Origin of the sequence: Mucilaginibacter sp. (assembly GCF_041088075.1) — a bacterium.
Lineage (GTDB): Bacteria > Bacteroidota > Bacteroidia > Sphingobacteriales > Sphingobacteriaceae > Mucilaginibacter_A.
On sequence record NZ_JBGCVY010000066.1, the window covers coordinates 96,722 to 114,663 of the forward strand.

General features: G+C 42.3%; 13 protein-coding genes and 1 riboswitch. Of the genes, 7 read left to right on the top strand and 6 right to left on the bottom strand.

The window, feature by feature from the left end; translation table 11 throughout:
- Positions 1-56 precede the first annotated feature (56 nt).
- The 7 genes from thrA to V5804_RS16645 all read left to right on the top strand — a co-directional run bounded on the left by thrA (position 57) and on the right by V5804_RS16645 (position 9,551).
- Entirely contained in the window at positions 57-2,504 is a 2,448-nt protein-coding gene (thrA, locus tag V5804_RS16615; RefSeq protein WP_369592528.1) for a bifunctional aspartate kinase/homoserine dehydrogenase I, read from the top strand.
- 225 nt (positions 2,505-2,729) lie between these two features.
- Positions 2,730-3,665 (top strand): homoserine kinase, encoded by a 936-nt coding sequence (locus V5804_RS16620; protein WP_369592529.1) that lies wholly within the window; start codon positions 2,730-2,732, stop codon positions 3,663-3,665.
- 89 nt (positions 3,666-3,754) lie between these two features.
- Complete coding sequence (gene thrC, locus V5804_RS16625) at positions 3,755-5,077, top strand: threonine synthase (RefSeq protein WP_369592530.1); 1,323 nt, start codon at positions 3,755-3,757, stop codon at positions 5,075-5,077.
- A gap of 70 nt (positions 5,078-5,147) precedes the next feature.
- The gene (locus tag V5804_RS16630) at positions 5,148-5,393 is read left to right on the top strand and encodes a DUF6364 family protein (protein ID WP_369592531.1); all 246 of its coding nucleotides are present in this window, start codon (positions 5,148-5,150) and stop codon (positions 5,391-5,393) included.
- The gene (locus V5804_RS16635; protein WP_369592532.1) at positions 5,383-5,805 is read left to right on the top strand and encodes a type II toxin-antitoxin system VapC family toxin; all 423 of its coding nucleotides are present in this window, start codon (positions 5,383-5,385) and stop codon (positions 5,803-5,805) included. Before V5804_RS16630 ends, V5804_RS16635 begins: the two co-directional genes overlap by 11 nt.
- Before the next feature lie 7 nt (positions 5,806-5,812).
- A complete protein-coding gene (locus V5804_RS16640) occupies positions 5,813-6,424 on the top strand; it encodes an HAD family hydrolase (protein ID WP_369592533.1) in 612 nt (203 codons plus the stop codon).
- Between the two features lie 403 nt (positions 6,425-6,827).
- On the top strand, positions 6,828-9,551 hold the full coding sequence (locus V5804_RS16645) for a sugar-binding domain-containing protein (protein ID WP_369592534.1): 2,724 nt from the start codon (positions 6,828-6,830) through the stop codon (positions 9,549-9,551).
- Positions 9,552-9,991: 440 nt separating this feature from the next.
- Here V5804_RS16645 and metF read toward each other — a convergent pair whose 3' ends face one another.
- From metF to murQ, 6 genes are all read right to left on the bottom strand, one after another.
- A complete protein-coding gene (metF, locus tag V5804_RS16650) occupies positions 9,992-10,945 on the bottom strand; it encodes a methylenetetrahydrofolate reductase [NAD(P)H] (protein WP_369592535.1) in 954 nt (317 codons plus the stop codon).
- 58 nt (positions 10,946-11,003) lie between these two features.
- Positions 11,004-11,357: a four helix bundle protein gene (locus V5804_RS16655; protein ID WP_369592536.1), complete on the bottom strand. Its 354-nt coding sequence runs from the start codon at positions 11,355-11,357 to the stop codon at positions 11,004-11,006.
- Positions 11,358-11,401: 44 nt separating this feature from the next.
- Positions 11,402-15,091: a methionine synthase gene (gene metH, locus V5804_RS16660; RefSeq protein WP_369592537.1), complete on the bottom strand. Its 3,690-nt coding sequence runs from the start codon at positions 15,089-15,091 to the stop codon at positions 11,402-11,404.
- 116 nt (positions 15,092-15,207) lie between these two features.
- Positions 15,208-15,319: riboswitch (SAM riboswitch) on the bottom strand.
- A 105-nt stretch (positions 15,320-15,424) separates the two neighbouring features.
- Positions 15,425-16,162 carry a Bax inhibitor-1 family protein gene (locus V5804_RS16665; protein WP_369592538.1) on the bottom strand — a complete coding sequence of 246 codons (738 nt, stop codon included), beginning with the start codon at positions 16,160-16,162 and terminating at the stop codon, positions 15,425-15,427.
- A gap of 55 nt (positions 16,163-16,217) precedes the next feature.
- Positions 16,218-16,784, bottom strand: coding sequence for a hypothetical protein (locus tag V5804_RS16670; protein ID WP_369592539.1), 567 nt, complete (start codon positions 16,782-16,784; stop codon positions 16,218-16,220).
- 34 nt (positions 16,785-16,818) lie between these two features.
- Positions 16,819-17,640, bottom strand: coding sequence for an N-acetylmuramic acid 6-phosphate etherase (gene murQ, locus V5804_RS16675; protein WP_369592540.1), 822 nt, complete (start codon positions 17,638-17,640; stop codon positions 16,819-16,821).
- Between the last annotated feature and the right edge of the window lie 302 nt (positions 17,641-17,942).

The window sequence follows — 17,942 nt, forward strand, 5'->3', positions numbered from 1 at the left end:
AATCATCAAAAGCCTTCCTCCGCCAAGAGGAAGGCTTTTTTGTTAAATCCTTAATAATGAAAGTTTTAAAGTTCGGAGGCACGTCCGTTGGTTCTGCCGAAAGTATCCAAACACTGCTGCAAATTGTACAAAAAGAAAACGCTGCTTTCGGTGCACCGGTTGTGGTTGTTTCGGCAATGGGCGGCGTAACCAATTTGCTGGCAAAAATGGCCGAAAAAGCTTCGGTTGGAGAAGAATATGTGGGTTATCTGACCGAACTGGAAACGCGCCACTTCGCCATTATCAAAACTTTGCTGGATGTACAGCGGCAAAATCCGGTGTTCACCAAGCTGAAGATTTTTTTTAACGAACTGGAAGATTTGCTGCAAGGGATTTCAAGCTTAAAAGAACTCACGGCACAAACACGCGATTTGGTTTTGAGCTACGGCGAACGCTGTTCTGCCTTTATGATCAGCAAAATTGCCGAACAGTTTTTCTTAGATTCGTTGTATGTTGATGCGACACATCTAATTAAAACCGACAGCAATTTCGGGCAAGCGCGCGTACAAACCGAACTGACAGACATCCTGATCCAAAGTTTTTACAGCGAACATCAAGGTAAAATACTGTTTTTAACAGGTTTTATTGCAAGCAACGAGCACAACCGGATCACCACTTTAGGCCGCGGCGGAAGCGATTACACAGCAGCAATTGTTGGCTCGGCACTCAACGCAGCAGAAATCCAAATCTGGACGGACGTGAACGGGATGATGACGGCCGATCCGAGGATGGTAAAAAAAGCATTCCCGCTGCCCGAACTTTCTTACACCGAAGCGATGGAGCTTTCGTACTTCGGCGCTAAAGTAATTTATCCGCCAACCATGATCCCGGCGTTTTTGAAACGCATTCCCATCGCCATTAAAAATACTTTTCAACCAGATTTTCCCGGAACGGTCATCAAACACGATTGCAGCCCTTCAAACCTCACCATTAAAGGCATTTCTTCCATCAACGAAATCAGCATTATCAATCTGGAAGGCAGCGGCATGGTGGGTAAAGCCGGTTTTAGCGGCAGGTTGTTTTCGCTTTTGGCGCGAGAACAAATCAACGTCATTCTGATCACGCAATCTTCTTCAGAACACAGCATTACGTTTGCCATTCATCCGGCCGATGCTTCCAAAGCGCAGCTTTTGATGGAGCAGGAATTTGAACTGGAACTGCACGCCAAGAAACTGGAAAAGCCTGTTTTCGAACAAAACCTTTCTATTCTCGCTATTGTTGGCGAAAACATGAAGCAAACGCCGGGCATGTCGGGCAAATTGTTTCATGCTTTAGGTAGAAATGGGGTGAACGTTCGTGCCGTTGCGCAAGGTTCGTCAGAATACAATATTTCGGTGGTCATTTCCCGCCCCGATCTCAACAAAGCTTTAAACGCCGTTCACGATGCTTTTTTTACCGAGCTAAATAAAACCTTGCACGTTTTCAATTTGGGAACTGGCAATATCGGCAAAACGCTGTTCCGGCAACTGCAATCGCACACGGAGTTTTTGCAGGAAAATAATGGCATTCAGGTAAAAGTCGTTGGCATCAGCAACACGCGCAAAATGGTTTTTAATAACGATGGTTTGGATCTGGAAAGTTGGCAGAACGAACTGGAATCGGGAGAAACCGCGCAATTGGATGAATTTGTGGCGCGGATGAAAGCGATGAACCTGCCCAACGCTGTTTTTATTGATAACACGGCCAGCCCCAAACCAATTGCTTTTTACGAGGAAGTTTTTAAGTCGAATATTTCCATCGTAACCTGCAACAAAATCGGCAATTCCGGCAGTTTCGGTCAATATAAAAAGTTTAAAGATGCGGTGCGAAGCCATGGCGTTGATTTTTATTACGAAACCAATGTTGGCGCCGGTTTGCCCATCATTCGTACGCTAAAAGATCTGATGGTTTCGGGCGATCGTGTTTTAAAGATTGAAGCGATTTTATCGGGAACAATTTCTTTCATTTTTAATAATTTTAAAGGTGAAGCGAGTTTCCATGATGTGGTGAAAGAAGCGCAGGAAAAAGGTTATACCGAACCCGATCCGCGCGATGATTTAAGCGGACTGGATTTTATGCGGAAAATGCTGATTTTGGCGCGAGATGCCGGTTATCCGCTGGAGGCAAGCGATGTGCAGTTGGAAAATATGCTGCCAAAAACAGCAATCGAAGCCGGAACCGTAGCCGAATTTTATGAAGCTTTAAAAGCCGAAGATGCTTTTTTTAACGGCATAAAAACAGCAGCCGAAAGCAACGGCAAAGTGTTGCGCTACATCGGGAAATTAGAAAACGGACAAGTTTCTATTTCTTTAAAACAAGTGGACTCCGGACACGCTTTTTACTCGCTTTCGGGCAGTGATAACGTGATTTCATTCACTACAGAACGCTACAAAGAACGGCCGTTGGTGGTAAAAGGCCCGGGCGCAGGCGCAGAAGTTACCGCTGCCGGCGTTTTTGCTGATCTGGTAAATGTTGGTGCGCATTGAGAGCTTGTTTGAATTTATACAAGAAAAAATGTTGATGCTTCTTTTACCCTATAAAAATTGGTGTCTGCTTCAACCTAAAAAATAAAAACTTTGTACATACCAATTTTTAGGTGATAAAAGAAGCATGGGAATATTGATAAGTAAATTTTAAACAGGCTCTGAAAAAATTAACAGGTAAACTTTCGGACTTTTCCGACTTTCGATCTTCCTGACTTCTTCAAAAAAATGAAAGATTCTATCAAAGTTTTCGCCCCGGCAACCGTTGCCAATGTGGTTTGCGGTTTTGATGTGCTAGGTTTTGCCGTAAATGCGCCGGGCGACGAAGTGGTGATGCGCAAAGTAGAAAAACCAGGCATCACCATCAAAAAAATTACGGGTGATGACGGCCGTTTGCCTTTAGATGCTGCAAAAAATACGGTTAGCGCCAGTGTGAAGCATTATTTAGATCATATCGGTCAGCCGGATTTGGGCATCGAAATCGAACTCCATAAAAAAATGCCGATTGGCAGCGGTTTGGGCTCCAGTTCGGCCAGTACGGTTGCAGGTTTGTTTGCCATTAACAATTTGCTGGATCAACCTTTAACCCAAATGGAATTGGTTCCTTTTGCGATGAAAGGCGAGGAGCTGGCTTGCGGATACGGACATGCCGATAACGTTGCGCCAGCTTTGTTAGGTGGTTTTGTGTTGATCAGAAGTTACGAACCTTTGGATATTATCCGTTTGCCGCATCCTGAAAGCTTGTATTGCGCCATTGTTTTCCCGGAAGTGGATGTGCCGACAAGAGACGCGCGGCAAATGATCCGCCAGAAAGTATTTTTAAAAGATGCCGTAACGCAATGGGGAAACATTGCCGGCCTTGTGAGTGGTTTATTCTTAAAAGATGTTGACCTGATTGGCCGCAGCATGAAAGATATTCTGGTAGAACCGGTTCGTTCTATTTTAATACCGGATTTTTATAAAATGCGCGAAATGGCGATGGAAAGCGGTGCCGTAAGTTTTGGGATTTCCGGCTCCGGCCCGTCGGTTTTTGCCTTTACCAAAACCGAGGCCAATGCTTCTTTTATCACCCAAAAAATTGGGTCGCATTTAAAATCGCTGGGCATTTCCAGCCAGTCTTATGTTTCACCGATTAATGATAACGGGCCGGTAATTTTGGATTGATCATTTGCCGGTTTAAAGTTGCCCATTGCCGGTTCCTTTCGCCATTCAACCTTTTACCTCAAAACCCTTCACCTTTCACCTTCAAAAAAATGAAACTCTACAGTACCAACAATAAAACCCACGAAGTCTCTTTCCAGGAAGCTGTTTTTAACAGTTTGCCGCAGGATAAAGGCTTGTACATGCCGGTGGAAATACTTCGTTTACCGGATGATTTTTTGGAAAACCTGCATCAATATGAACTGCCGGAAATTGCTTTTCGCGTGGCGGATCATTTGTTGCAAGGCATTATTCCTACAGAAGATTTAAAAGCGATTATTGATGATGCGATCAACTTCCCGGCACCTGTTGTAAAGCTGGACGAGAACAAATACGTGTTGGAACTTTTCCACGGACCGTCGCTTGCTTTTAAAGATTTTGGGGCGCGTTTTATGAGTCGCGTGATGGCTTATTTTCTCTGTGAAGGTGAAAAAGAACTGAACGTTTTGGTGGCCACTTCCGGAGATACGGGCGGCGCGGTTGCTTTAGGTTTTTTGGGCGTGCCGAATACTTTGGTTACGATATTGTACCCGAAAGGAAAAGTAAGTGCGATACAGGAATTGCAACTCACCACCAACGGACAAAACATCCGCGCCATTGAAATTGACGGAACTTTTGATGATTGCCAGGCGCTGGTAAAGCAAGCTTTTGTGGATACAGAACTGAATGAGAAATTCAGGCTGACTTCGGCCAATTCCATCAATATTTCCCGTTTAATCCCGCAAACTTTTTACTATTTCAATGCCGTTGCGCAATTGCAACGCGAGGGAAAAACGGATGTGGTTTTTTCTGTCCCAAGCGGAAACTTTGGTAATATCGGTGCCGGTTTATTGGCCTGGAAAATGGGTTTGCCGGTGAAGCAATTCATCGCGGCAACCAACGCCAACGATACCGTCCCCACGTTTTTAAACGGCGGTATTTATCAGCCAAAACCTTCGATCGCAACCATTTCCAACGCAATGGACGTTGGCAATCCAAGCAATTGGGCGAGGATTATGGATTTGTTTCAGGAAGATCAAACGGCCATCACAAAATTGGTTAGCGGTTTTAGTTTTGATGATGTGCAAACGGCAGCCGCAATTGAAGAAGTTTACCGCGCGTACAATTATGTGGTTTGTCCGCATACCGCCATTGCTTTTCGCGCGTTGGATGAATGGCAAAAGCAGCATCCGCAGCAGGAGAATACAGGCGTTTTTTTGGCCACGGCGCATCCTTGTAAATTTCCGGATGTTTTTTCGGATGAGATTGCTGCGGAAATTGAAATCCCGGAACAAGTGCTGGAGCTGGAAGGAAAACCACGAAAAGCGGATTCTTTAGGAATTGAATATGCTTCTTTTAAGGCTTATTTATTGGCAGAGGATAGAACTTCAGTTTAACGATTTTTAAGTGATAAAAGAAGTATTAAAACTTGTGCGTATTGAATTAGTTTAATGCGTATATTTGAATATGAAGAGCCGTGTAAATTTAACTATTGAAGAAAGTTTGCTTTCTAAAGCAAAATGTTATGCTATTGAAAATCAGGTTAGTGTCTCAGAATTAGTAGAAAATTATTTTAAGCAGCTTACGAACCCAAAAAGAAAATCGAATATTTTTGACATGGTAAAGCAATTGGATGTCAAAGAAAAATTTGCTGATATTCCGGATCTCAAAAAAGCTTATTACGAAGATAATGCTGCAAAATATGGCTTTTAAGATATTATTAGATGCCAATATTTTAATCGAGTTTTTGTTAGAAAGGGATAGATTTGAAGAATCACAACGCCTACTCAAAGCAACGCTTTACTTTCCTAACAAAATTTATGTTACGCCTGCCATCATTCATATTACTTCATACTGGGTAAAAAAATCGTTAGGAAATGAAACTACAAAAACTTTGTTGCTGGAACTTTTAGAAGATATAGAAACAATTGATTGTGATCATAAAACTGCTGTTTTGGCCATTGCTTCGGCTATGCCAGATATTGAAGATGCATTGCAATATTATACAGCTTTAAAACATCAATTGGATTATGTAATAACCTTTGACAAACAATTTCAAAAGCAAGCCATTCCATCTCTTCCAATTTATTCTCCACAGGAATTTTTGACAACTTTTATTGATTAATAATCCCATGATCAACACCATCATTTTCGATTTAGGCAACGTTCTAATCAATTGGGACCCGAAACTTTTATACAACAAGCTATTTGATTCCGAAGAAAAAACCAATCATTTTTTGGAGCACATTTGTACGCTAACCTGGAACGAAGAGCAGGACGCTGGGCGAAGTTTGGAAGCCGGAACCAAAGCTTTGATCGAACAATATCCTCAGCATAAAACAGAAATTGAAGCTTATTACGGCCGTTGGGAAGAAATGCTAAACGGGCCGATCGAAGGAACCGTAGAAATCTTCAAAAAACTAAAAGCAACCGGAAAATACAAATTTTATGCTTTAACCAACTGGTCGGCAGAGCTTTTCCCGATTGCCTTGCGCGAGTTTAATTTTTTAAACTGGTTTGATGGCATCGTAGTTTCAGGCGATGAAGGCATCCGGAAACCGGAAGCTGCTTTTTTTCAGATTTTGTTTGACAGGTATCAGGTTAATCCGGCCGATGCTGTTTTTATAGACGATAATTTAAGGAACGTGGAAGCTGCGCGGAAATTGGGGATAGAATCCATCCGTTTTACTTCGGCGGAAGAACTTCGAGAAAGCTTAAAAGAATATGAGGTAACTATCGATTAAGATTTATGTGTTAAAAACACAATCTTAACTGAACTTTAGTCAAAATAGGGTTCGGAGGTTAATGTTTCAGTAACGAAGGTGATCTATTTTGCTGGCTATTTGTTTAGTCTGATTATTTATGCAGATGTGTAAAAAGGATGATTGGTTTAGAGCCGTCTTTGCGTGGCAGCGAGGGTGTTGTCCTGTCGGCCACACTTACAGGACAAGTCAGCTGTTTAAATTTCTGTCATAAAAAACCATAATGCTTCTTTTATGCCTATAAATTTTGTTTCTGAATCCGCTTGGATACAATAAGTACAATGAGGCAATGTTTTTTAGGTGGTAAAAGAAGCATGGAAAATACATTAAACAAAACTTAAACAGGCTCTGATAGAAACAACTAAAATAGTTAGCTTCACCGCTCATGAATAAAAAACATTTACTCATTGCTGCTTTTTTTTTGCTGCTGGAAAGCACGTTGTTTGCACAAAACCAGGCACATTTATCGCAGCCCTCGGCAAAGCAGTCTGTTTTTTTAAGGTCTGCGGCAGGTTATAACGGCACTTATGCCTGGCAAATGCATAAAGCCAATGGTGCCGAAGGGAAAGAGGTTTCCTCAGTTCAATATAATACATCCGGTTGGCAACCGGCAATTGTACCCGGAACGGTATTGAACAGCCTGGTTGCAAACAAGGTGTACCCCGAACCTTATTACGGCGATAACAATCGCCGGTCAAAAAAATTGATTCCTGACATGGCCGATGCCGGAAAGGAATTTTATCATTATTGGTTTCGTACTGTTTTTACCATCCCAAAATCATTTTCAGGAAAACGCGTTTGGCTAAAATTTCATGGAATAAATTATCGCTGCGAAATATGGGTAAACGGCAAAAGCTTGGGTAAAATGGCCGGTATGTTTAACAGCCAGTCTTATGACCTTACCGGCATAGCCAAACCTAACGGTAAAAATATATTGGCTGTTGATGTGTTGCCTGTTGATGTCCCGGGCACATACTACAAACCAGGACAAGGCCGGACAGGCGCAGTTGGCGAAAACCATAATGGCGGGGACGGCGAAATAGGAAAAAATGTAACCATGCTGATGAGCGTAGGCTGGGATTTTACTTCACCTGACGGTATTAGAGACAGGAATACAGGGATTTGGCGTGATGTAGAATTATATGCTACCGGCGATGTGGTGTTGGAAAACCCATTTATACAAACTAAACTGCCTTTGCCTGATACTTCATTAGCTAAACAAACGGTATCTGTTGAGGTCAGGAATGCTTCTGATAAGGTGCAAAAGGGCGTTTTATCAGGAAAGATAATCGAAAGCGGAAATACATTTAGTAAACCAGTTACGCTTGCGCCGAAAGAAACCAGAACAATAATATTTAATCCCGAAAACTACACTTCATTAACCATACATCACCCTAAATTATGGTGGCCGATAAACAAGGGTAGCCAGAGTTTGTACACGCTAACGTTAAAATATACCAATTTATTAAATCAGATAAGCCATTCCGTTACTACGCAATTTGGCGTTAGGGAAATATCTTCTGATCAAAACACACCTGATAAATCACGGAGGTTCCTGGTAAATGGCCAGCCAATATTTATACGGGGCACAAATTGGGTGCCTGAAGCGATGTTGCGCAATTCGGAGCAGCGTACCTATGCTGAATTGAGGTACACCAAACAGGCAGGCGTCAACTTTTTGCGCTTATGGGGAGGTGGCATTGCAGAGTCTGACTATTTCTACCAGTTATGTGATAAATTCGGGTTTTTGGTATGGAACGAGTTTTGGCTGACGGGCGATACCCGTTTCCCTACCGATACAGCTTTATACCTTAGAAACTTTGAAAATACCGTGAAAAGGATTCGCAATCATGCTGCGCTTGCTTATTACGTAGCTGCCAACGAATCAGGAGAGGTAAAAGGCACCCGCGCACTTGTTGAAAAGCTTGATCCTACGCGTGGATACCAGGTACAATCAGAATGTTGTGGCGTACATGACGGCAGCCCTTATAAATATGAGAACCCTATGCAGTATTTTGAAAATACCGCCTCCAAAAGGGGCAGCCGTGTTGATGGCTTTAACCCGGAATATGGCACGCCAAGTACACCTATATTAGAATCATTAGAAAAGATGATGCCGGCTAAAGACCTGTGGCCAATCAACGACTCGGTATGGAATTATTTGGACGGGAACGGATTTCACCAGATAACCACTAAATACAAAGATGCGGTTAATGAATTTGGAAAATCATCATCAATAGAAGAATTTGCAAGGAAGGCCCAATTTGTAGGGGCCATGAATTTCAGAGCCGTATGGGAAGTATGGAACTATAATAAATTTGGTTATGGCGACCGTTTTGCATCCGGATTGTTGTTTTGGTACCATAACAGCCCGTTACCGCAAACGGCATCGCGGATGTACGATTGGTATTTGGAACCAACTGCCGCTTTATACTATTCGCAAAACGGCCTTGCGCCACTACATCCACAATTTGATTATTTAAAAAATACGGTGTCTGTATATAACGATTACCGCAAAGCATTTAATAATTACAGCGTGGAGGCTGCGGTTTATGACCTGAACTCAAATGTGGTTCTGAAAAAATCAACTCGAATAAACATACCTGCCGACGGTGTTGTAAATGATGCCTTTAAATTAGATTTCCCAACCAATATCACCCAAGTGCATTTCATCAAGCTGAAATTGAGGGACGGGCAAGGCAAGGTAATTTCGGATGCTTTTTATTGGCGGTCTAAAGATGCCTATAAAGGTGCCTGGACAATGACTGGCCCTGCGGTTTCAGGTTTTGAGGATATCAATAAATTGCCGAAAGTAAAATTAGATGTAACTGTTAACAAGCATGTAGCCAATGGTAAATTGTTTATTCAGGCAAGCATAAGCAATCCTTCGAAGTTACTGGCGTTTTTTACCCAGTTAAAATTGCAGGACGGTACAAAACATAATTTGGCGACACTTTATTACACAGACAATTTTTTTAGCTTATTGCCCGGCGAATCCAAAACCGTAACTATTGAAGTTGGCCTTTCCGAACTCAACATCAAAAAACTGCAATTAATTACCGATGCTTTTAATGCAAACAGTATAAATACAAGTATTGATATACGATAGTGCAGTATAATCCTGCAACTGTAAATTTTGAAATTACTTAAAGCCTGTTCAAATCTTGCCTGATGCTTCTTTTATCACCTAAAAATTGATGAGAATATAATTGTTAGTTTCATTTTAATTGCTGCATACACCAATTTTTATATGGTAAAAGAAGCATAAGTTTTTTTGTATTAAAATTTAAACAGACTTATACAGAGGGTTCTGTTTTGAAATGTATGATGACTATAAAAGCAGTAATATATATTTAAGTTACATGTCAGGCTTAGCTGTAAAAACGGAAATGTTCTATTCTGATTTATCCGTTTTCTTAACCAAATTTAATCCATCATACATTTAAAAACACAACCTGTTTTTCATTGTCGTTTATGTTATGGTAAAATCCTAATTTACGGCCATACGCTTTTATATAAATTAGCCCAATAATAGCTCATTTTCTTTATCTAAAATACCGCTTTTGCAATCCGTTTGGTTGGCTCCGCATTTCCCATGGTATAAAAATGCAAAACCGGTGCGCCCATTTCCACCAATTCTTTACACTGGTTAATCATCCATTCAATCCCAACTTCTTTTACGTCCTTTTCGTTGGTACAAGCTTGTACGGCATCGCTTAAATCTTCCGGGATATCAATATGAAATATTTTAGGCAGGCTGATCAATTGCTTGGAAGTGGTGAGCGGTTTTAAACCCGGAATAATCGGAATGTTGATGTCGTTTTCGCGGCAGCATTTTACAAACTCGCGGTACTTGTTGTTGTCGAAAAACATTTGCGTTACCATAAAACCGGCACCGGCATCCACCTTTTTTTTCAGAAATTGGGAATCGGTTTTCAAGTTGGGTGCTTCAAAATGTTTCTCCGGGTAAGCGGCAATGCCTACACAAAAATCTGTTTTTACGGCTTCGTATTCATCGTGCAGGTATTTGCCGTTGTTCATGTTGATCACCTGTTCCAGCAATTCGGTTGCATAAGTATGTCCGCCCGGCGTTGGGACGAAACCTGCGTCTCCTTTTCGGGCATCTCCGCGCAAAACCAATACGTTATCAATGCCCAGAAACTGCAGATCAATCAAGGCATATTCCGTTTCTTCTTTGGTAAACCCGCCGCAAAGCAAATGCGGAACGGCATCTACTTTGTACTTGTTCATGATGGCCGCACAAACTGCTACCGTTCCCGGCCTTTTGCGGTACGTTACCTTTTCTAATAATCCATTAGAACGCTCTTTGTAATAGGAATCCTCACGAGAAGTAGTAACATCAATAAAAGGAGGATTGAACTCCATTAAAGGATCTATCGCATCAAAAATACCTTGGATGCCTTGCCCTTTTATAGGTGGCAAAAGTTCAAAAGAAAAAAGTGTTTTGCCGTTGGCGTTGGTTATATGATCTGTAATTTTCATTCAAGTAGCAAGTATCTAGTATTTAGTATCAAGATTGGATATCTTGGTAAATGTATTGTTATATATTTAAGCTTTTTTGAAGCCCGATAATCATCTTTTGTGTCTCACAAATATCTGAACTGATTTTTGTAAACCTTTCTTCTTTTGCAAAACCAAAATCAAAGGAAAGTATTAATTGTGTTTCCAGCTCAAAAGCAGAGCCTAAAGCTATATTTAGAAAATGGTAAAGTTCTTTGGTTGATTTTCTACCACATCCTTCCGCAATATTTGATGGGATAGAAACAGCAGAACGATTCATTTGAGAAGTTAATCCATACCTTTCTTCAGTAGGGAAAGTTTTGGTAAGCAAGTAAATATTTTTCGCTATTTCCATTCCTTGCTTCCATACTTTTAACTCTTTAAAATTATGCATTGGTTCTTGTCTTGATACCTGATACTATATACTTGATACTCTTTTCAATAAGCAAGGTTCGGACTCAACCAGCGTTCAGTTTCTTCCAAAGGCATATTTTTACGAATAGAATAATCTTCCACCTGGTCTTTCGTAATTTTCCCCAAGCCAAAATATTTGGACTGCGGATGCGCGAAGTAAAAACCGCTGACCGAAGAAGCCGGCATCATCGCAAGACTTTCCGTTAAGTACATGCCGGTGTTTTCTTCTGCATTTAATAGCTTGAACAACGTCCATTTTTCGGTATGGTCCGGGCAGGCGGGATAACCCGGTGCCGGACGGATGCCCTGGTATTTTTCTTTGATCATGTCTTCGCTGCTCAAATGTTCGTCTTTGGCGTAGCCCCAATATTCGCGGCGAACGAGTTCGTGCATCTTTTCGGCAAAAGCCTCGGCCAAACGATCTGCTAAAGCTTTGGCCATGATGCTGTTGTAATCGTCGTGGTCAGCTTCAAACTTGGCCACCAATTTATCACAACCTAAACCTGCGGTAACGGCAAAACCACCCCAATAATCAGCAATGCCCGAAGTTTTTGGGGCGATAAAATCAGCAAGCGCGTAATAAGGTTCGCCTTTTGGTTTTTCAGCTTGCTGGCGAAGTGTGAAAATTGTATCCAAAACTTCGGTACGCGAATCGTCGGTGTACAATTCAATATCATCGCCAACCGAATTTGCCGGCCAGAAACCGATAACTGCATTTGCCTGCAATAATTTGTTGGCTACAATTTTCTGCAATAAAACCTGCGCATCGTCAAACAGTTTTTTGGCTTCGGCACCAACAAAAGTGTCGTTAAATATCTTCGGATAACTGCCGCGCAATTCCCAGGTATGAAAAAAAGGCGTCCAGTCAATATACGGAAGCAATTCTTCCAACGGGAAATTTTTGATTGTTTTTGTGCCGAGGAAACTTGGTTTTGGCGCGATATCGCCATCTACACTAAGCTGAAACTTTTGTGCCGATGCTTCTTTTATCGGCATAAATTTCTTGTCCACCCGTTTGTTCAAATGCGCTTCGCGTGCTTTGGCGTATTCTTCTTTGATATTTTGGATGTAGCTGTCGCGATGATCTTTGTTCATCAAACTGCTGCAAACCGTAACGCTGCGCGAAGCATCCAAAACGTGGATGGCCGGGCCGGAATAATTCGGATCAATTTTAACCGCCGCGTGAATGCGGGAAGTAGTCGCACCGCCAACAATCAGCGGGATCGTCATGCCTTCGCGCTCCATTTCTTTGGCAAAATGCACCATTTCATCCAGCGAAGGCGTAATCAGTCCGCTTAAACCAATAATATCTACTTTTTGCTTTTTGGCTTCTTCCAGAATTCGTTGTGCCGGAACCATTACGCCCAAATCAATCACTTCAAAATTATTGCAGGCCAAAACTACGCCGACGATGTTTTTGCCGATGTCATGCACATCGCCTTTTACGGTGGCCATTAAAACTTTGCCGGCGTTGCTGCGCTCATCGCCGGTTCCTTCTCCTGCCGAAATCACCCTTGCTTTTTCTGCCTCAATAAAAGGCAGCAAGTAAGCTACCGCTTTTTTCATCACGCGGGCAGATTTTACAACTTGCGGCAAAAACATTTTTCCTGCACCAAACAAATCGCCAACGATGTTCATCCCGGCCATCAGCGGGCCTTCGATCACTTCCAGCGGTTTATCGGCTTGCTGGCGTGCTTCTTCCACATCGGCATCCAAATATTCGATGATGCCTTTTACCAAAGCGTGCGAAAGCCGTTCTTCCACCGGCGCGTTACGCCATGCTTCATCTTTTACAATTTCTTTGCCTTTGCTTTTTACGGTTTCGGCAAAATTGACCAAGCGTTCGGTTGCATCCTGTCGGCGGTTTAGCAAAACATCTTCCACCAGTTCCAGCAAGTCTTTCGGGATTTGTTCGTAAACTTCCAGCATTCCGGCGTTTACGATGCCCATGTCCATTCCGGCTTGTATCGCATGGTATAAAAAAGCCGAATGCATCGCTTCCCGAACCACATTATTTCCGCGGAACGAAAACGAAATGTTGCTCACCCCGCCGCTCACTTTGGCCATCGGCAGGTTTTGTTTGATCCAGTGCGTGGCATTGATAAAATCGACCGCGTAATTGTTATGCTCTTCCAAACCGGTTGCAACCGTTAAAATGTTTGGGTCGAAGATGATGTCCTGCGGAGGGAAACCTAATTCATCAACTAAAACATCATAGCTTCTTTTACAGATCTCAATTCTACGCTGATAATTATCCGCCTGGCCGTTCTCATCAAAAGCCATGACCACTGCTGCCGCGCCGTAATTCATGATTTTGCGCGCGTATTCTTTAAATTTTTCCTCGCCTTCTTTTAAGGAGATGGAATTGACTATGCCTTTTCCCTGCAAACATTTTAAACCGGCTTCAATTACAGTCCATTTGGAAGAATCCACCATGATCGGCAATTTGGCAATATCAGGTTCGGAAGCAACCAAATTCAAGAATTTAACCATTACGGCTTCCGAAGCGATCATGCCTTCATCCATGTTGATGTCGATCACTTGCGCGCCGCCTTCAACTTGCTGGCGTGCAACGGTTAATGCTTCTTCATAATTTTCTGCCAAAATCAGTTTAGAAAATTTAGGCGAACCGGTGATGTTGGTACGTTCGCCAATGTTTACAAAAATGCTTTCGGGCGTAATCGTAACGGCTTCCAACCCGCTTAAACGCATAAAAGGTTCGATCACCGGCTTTTGCCGCGGCGGGTATTTTGCCGCTTTTTCGGCGATACATTGGATATGTTCCGGCGTTGTTCCGCAGCAGCCGCCAACAATATTCACAAATCCGGCTTGCAAAAAATCTTCTACCAAATGTGCGGTTTCGTGCGGAACTTCATCGTAAGCGCCAAACTCGTTCGGCAAACCGGCGTTAGGGTAAGCTGAAATATAAACATCTGCTTTTTGCGAAAGTTCCTCCAAATGCGGCCGCATATCTTTTGCGCCGAGCGCACAATTTAAACCGACAGAAAGTAAATTGGCATGACGGATCGAATTCCAGAAAGCTTCCACCGTTTGGCCGGAAAGTGTCCGTCCGGAAGCATCCGTGATCGTCCCGGAAATCATGATGGGCAATTTTATGCCGGTAAAAGAAGCATAACGGTTGATAGCAAATAATGCCGCTTTGGCGTTGAGTGTATCGAAAATGGTTTCCACCAAAAGCACATCTGCGCCGCCATCTACCAAGCCACGAACCTGTTCGTAGTAAGCTTCGGCCAAGTCATCAAAAGTTACGGCACGATAACCGGGATCATTCACATCCGGCGAAAGCGAAGCCGTACGGTTGGTGGGGCCAATGGCACCGGCAACAAAACGTGGTTTTTGCGGCGTTTTTAAATTGTATTTATCGGCAACTTCGCGTGCTATTTTTGCACCTTCAAAACTCAGTTCGTAAGCTAATTCTTCCAAATGGTAATCAGCCAAAGAAATCCGTTGCGTACTAAAAGTGTTGGTTTCGATAATATCCGCACCGGCATCCAGATATTCTGCATGAATGGCTTTGATAATATCCGGGCGGGTGATGTTCAGCAGATCGTTGTTCCCTTTTAAATCGGAGTGGTGATCGCGGAAACGTTCTCCGCGGAAATCATTTTCCTCCAACTGGTAACGCTGAATCATCGTGCCCATCGCGCCATCAATAATCAGGATGCGTTTTTGTAGTTCTTGTTCGATTGTCATGAGTTGTGAGTTGCCGGTTGCCAGTTGCCAGTTGTGGGTTAAAACCGGCAACCGGCAACTCACATCTGGAAACTTAAAAAAAGCTTATCTCGAAATTCGGTTTTGGGTTCCTCTTTCGCTTATCTGTCTCCAACCGAAAAGTTTGGGTTTGAGTAGAATGTAGCACCTTGTAAGTACAGGTTGCCAAGACATCGCAGGGTCTAATCCCTCCGTCTTTCTCCATAAGCAGCACAAAGTTGCACAATAAAGCGGTAATATTCAAACGCCAGATTGCAATAAAAAAGCCCTGTCGTTTTATGGCGACAGGACTTTTTATATGATAAAAACAGTATCTTATCTTCTCCGGCCGCCAAAAACGCGCAGCAACATCAGGAAAAGGTTGATAAAATCCAAGTACAAAGTTAAGGCACCCATGATAGCCATTTTACCGGCAGAGGCTGTTCCGTATTCGATTCCTTCGCCAATCCGTTTTAGTTTTTGTACATCGTAAGCGGTTAAGCCAACAAAAACAGCAACACCAATATAGCTTATGATATAGTATAATTGAGTGCTTTGCATAAATACATTTACCAAAGAGGCAATAAGAATACCAATAAATCCTATAATCATGATCGAACCAAACTTGGTAAGATCAGTGTTGGTAGTATAACCTGCAACAGCCATTACACCAAAAACTAAGGAACTAATTAGAAAAACTGTACTGATTGATGCGGAAGTATAAATTAAAAAGATAAAGCTTAAGCTGATACCTGTTAAAGCTGCATAAGCAATAAATAATAGCACCAAGACCGGATAAGAAATTTTGTTCATTCCGAATGACATGATCAGCACAAAAGCCAAAGGAGCAAATATTACAATTGTACCTAAGGTAGTACGGTGTAAAGTTTCCGGGTTAAAAAGTAATTGTAATAAAGATTGATCGTGTGAAAAAAGATAGGAGAGTGCGGCCGAAATCCCCAGTGCCACAAACATCCACATAAACACGTTCGCCATAAATTTGCGCGTGGTATCTTGTGTGCCGCTCAACTGGATCACATTTTTATAATCGTAATTCGTTTTTTGAGTTTCCATTTATTTTGTTGTTGTTATTTTGAATATTAGACAAATATTTTAAGTTTTGGTTTAGTCAGCTTAAACGTTTTTGCATCTGGTCTTCCACTTTTTGAAAAAGTTGCACCGGTTTCAGCGCGCGCCAGTTGATGTTTTCCAAACCGCCGCCAAAGTTAATATAATAGTCTATATTGCTTTGTTTAAATTCTTCCAAAACATGTTCGCGAAAGTTGATGCCCGCCACCCAGCCGTCTTCCACTTCCTGGAACCACTCTTCGTAATACGAATCATCGGAAGTATGGAAATTCAGCACGTTTTCGCCAATCAGGATAAAATGGTTGATGCCTTCGTCCATCATCAGTTCCAAAATTTCGCGCTTTAACAGCATGATGTCGTTATCAATGGCATCGTTCCACTCGCCAATTAGTTCGATAATGGTAAAACCCAAATCGTAATCGGCATACAACACTTTTAAATACAAGGTATTGGAGCCGAAGGAATCCCACTGCGGGTGCAGCAGGTAGTTGTACACCTGTTTATCAAACTCAAATTCGTTGTATTGGGTTTCGTAAAAAGGTGAACGTTCATCTTCCGAAGCGATATAATCATCGCGCCATTTATAATAAGGTTCAATTTCGTGCATAGTCCATTTCCTGATTTAAAACCAGGTTTTATACTTATTTTTTATCGGTAAAAGAAGCATGTGCAACCGCATTGCGAACGCTGCCGTGTTGGTTCAGCAATTCCGAAGCTTTTGCTGCATCCAAACCTGTTTCTGCCACCACCATTCTAACGGCGCGGTCAACCAGTTTATGATTGGTCAATTGCATATCCACCATTTTATTTCCTTTTACGCGGCCCAGCAAAATCATCACCGAAGTGGTGAGCATATTTAAGGCCAGTTTTTGTGCCGTGCCCGCTTTCATACGCGTTGAACCGGTTAAAAATTCCGGTCCGGTTACAATTTCTACCGGAAACGTTGCTTCCGAAGCTACTTTACTGCCTGAATTGCAAACGATGCAACCTGTGGTAATTCCTGCTGCATTGGCTTTTTGCAAACCGCCAACCACATAAGGCGTAGAGCCGGAAGCGGCAATCCCAACCAAAACATCGTTGGCGTTGATTTGATATTCCTGCAAATCTTTCCAGGCTTGTTCGGCATCATCTTCGGCAAATTCTACCGCTTTTCGGATCGCCGTATCGCCGCCGGCAATCAAACCAACCACCCAATCAAACGGGACACCAAAAGTTGGCGGACATTCAGACGCATCCACCACACCCAAACGGCCGCTTGTACCAGCACCAATGTAAAAAAGCCGACCACCATTGCGCATTTTTTCTGCCGTTGCCGCAGCGAGTTTTTCGATTTGCGGGATGGCTTTTTCAACCGCTAACGGAACTGTTTGATCTTCTTCATTGATGCTTTCCAGGATTTCGCGCAGCGGCATTTGCTCCAAATGGTTGTAGGCTGAGTCTTTTTCGGTGGTTCGTTGTTCCATGCAGGATACTTCTTTTATCGTGCAAAAATCAGTAAAAATGTGCAGATAAAAAGTGGTTTTTCGGGAAGAAAAATTTAGGGCTTTTTTAAATTCAATTCGACTTATTTCATATGCTTCTTTTACCACATAAAAATCATTGGCGTATTTTATTTATTGTACTGGGACAACATCCAAAAACAAAATTTATAGGCATAAAAGAAGCATTGTGGATTTTATCCGACTTATTTGTTATGCTTCTTTTATCACCTAAAAAATGGTAAACACTTGGCTTAGTTAAATTGATGCAGGTACCAATTTTTATA

Bases quoted from the DNA above. Each gene is read 5' to 3' on its own strand.
- metH (WP_369592537.1), bottom strand. From the start codon at position 15,091: ATGACAATCGAACAAGAACTACAAAAACGCATCCTGATTATTGATGGC.
- V5804_RS16620 (WP_369592529.1), top strand. From the start codon at position 2,730: ATGAAAGATTCTATCAAAGTTTTCGCCCCGGCAACCGTTGCCAATGTG.
- V5804_RS16635 (WP_369592532.1), top strand. From the start codon at position 5,383: ATGGCTTTTAAGATATTATTAGATGCCAATATTTTAATCGAGTTTTTG.
- V5804_RS16645 (WP_369592534.1), top strand. From the start codon at position 6,828: ATGAATAAAAAACATTTACTCATTGCTGCTTTTTTTTTGCTGCTGGAA.
- V5804_RS16630 (WP_369592531.1), top strand. From the start codon at position 5,148: ATGAAGAGCCGTGTAAATTTAACTATTGAAGAAAGTTTGCTTTCTAAA.
- V5804_RS16665 (WP_369592538.1), bottom strand. From the start codon at position 16,162: ATGGAAACTCAAAAAACGAATTACGATTATAAAAATGTGATCCAGTTG.
- thrC (WP_369592530.1), top strand. From the start codon at position 3,755: ATGAAACTCTACAGTACCAACAATAAAACCCACGAAGTCTCTTTCCAG.
- murQ (WP_369592540.1), bottom strand. From the start codon at position 17,640: ATGGAACAACGAACCACCGAAAAAGACTCAGCCTACAACCATTTGGAG.
- V5804_RS16640 (WP_369592533.1), top strand. From the start codon at position 5,813: ATGATCAACACCATCATTTTCGATTTAGGCAACGTTCTAATCAATTGG.
- V5804_RS16670 (WP_369592539.1), bottom strand. From the start codon at position 16,784: ATGCACGAAATTGAACCTTATTATAAATGGCGCGATGATTATATCGCT.
- thrA (WP_369592528.1), top strand. From the start codon at position 57: ATGAAAGTTTTAAAGTTCGGAGGCACGTCCGTTGGTTCTGCCGAAAGT.
- metF (WP_369592535.1), bottom strand. From the start codon at position 10,945: ATGAAAATTACAGATCATATAACCAACGCCAACGGCAAAACACTTTTT.
- V5804_RS16655 (WP_369592536.1), bottom strand. From the start codon at position 11,357: ATGCATAATTTTAAAGAGTTAAAAGTATGGAAGCAAGGAATGGAAATA.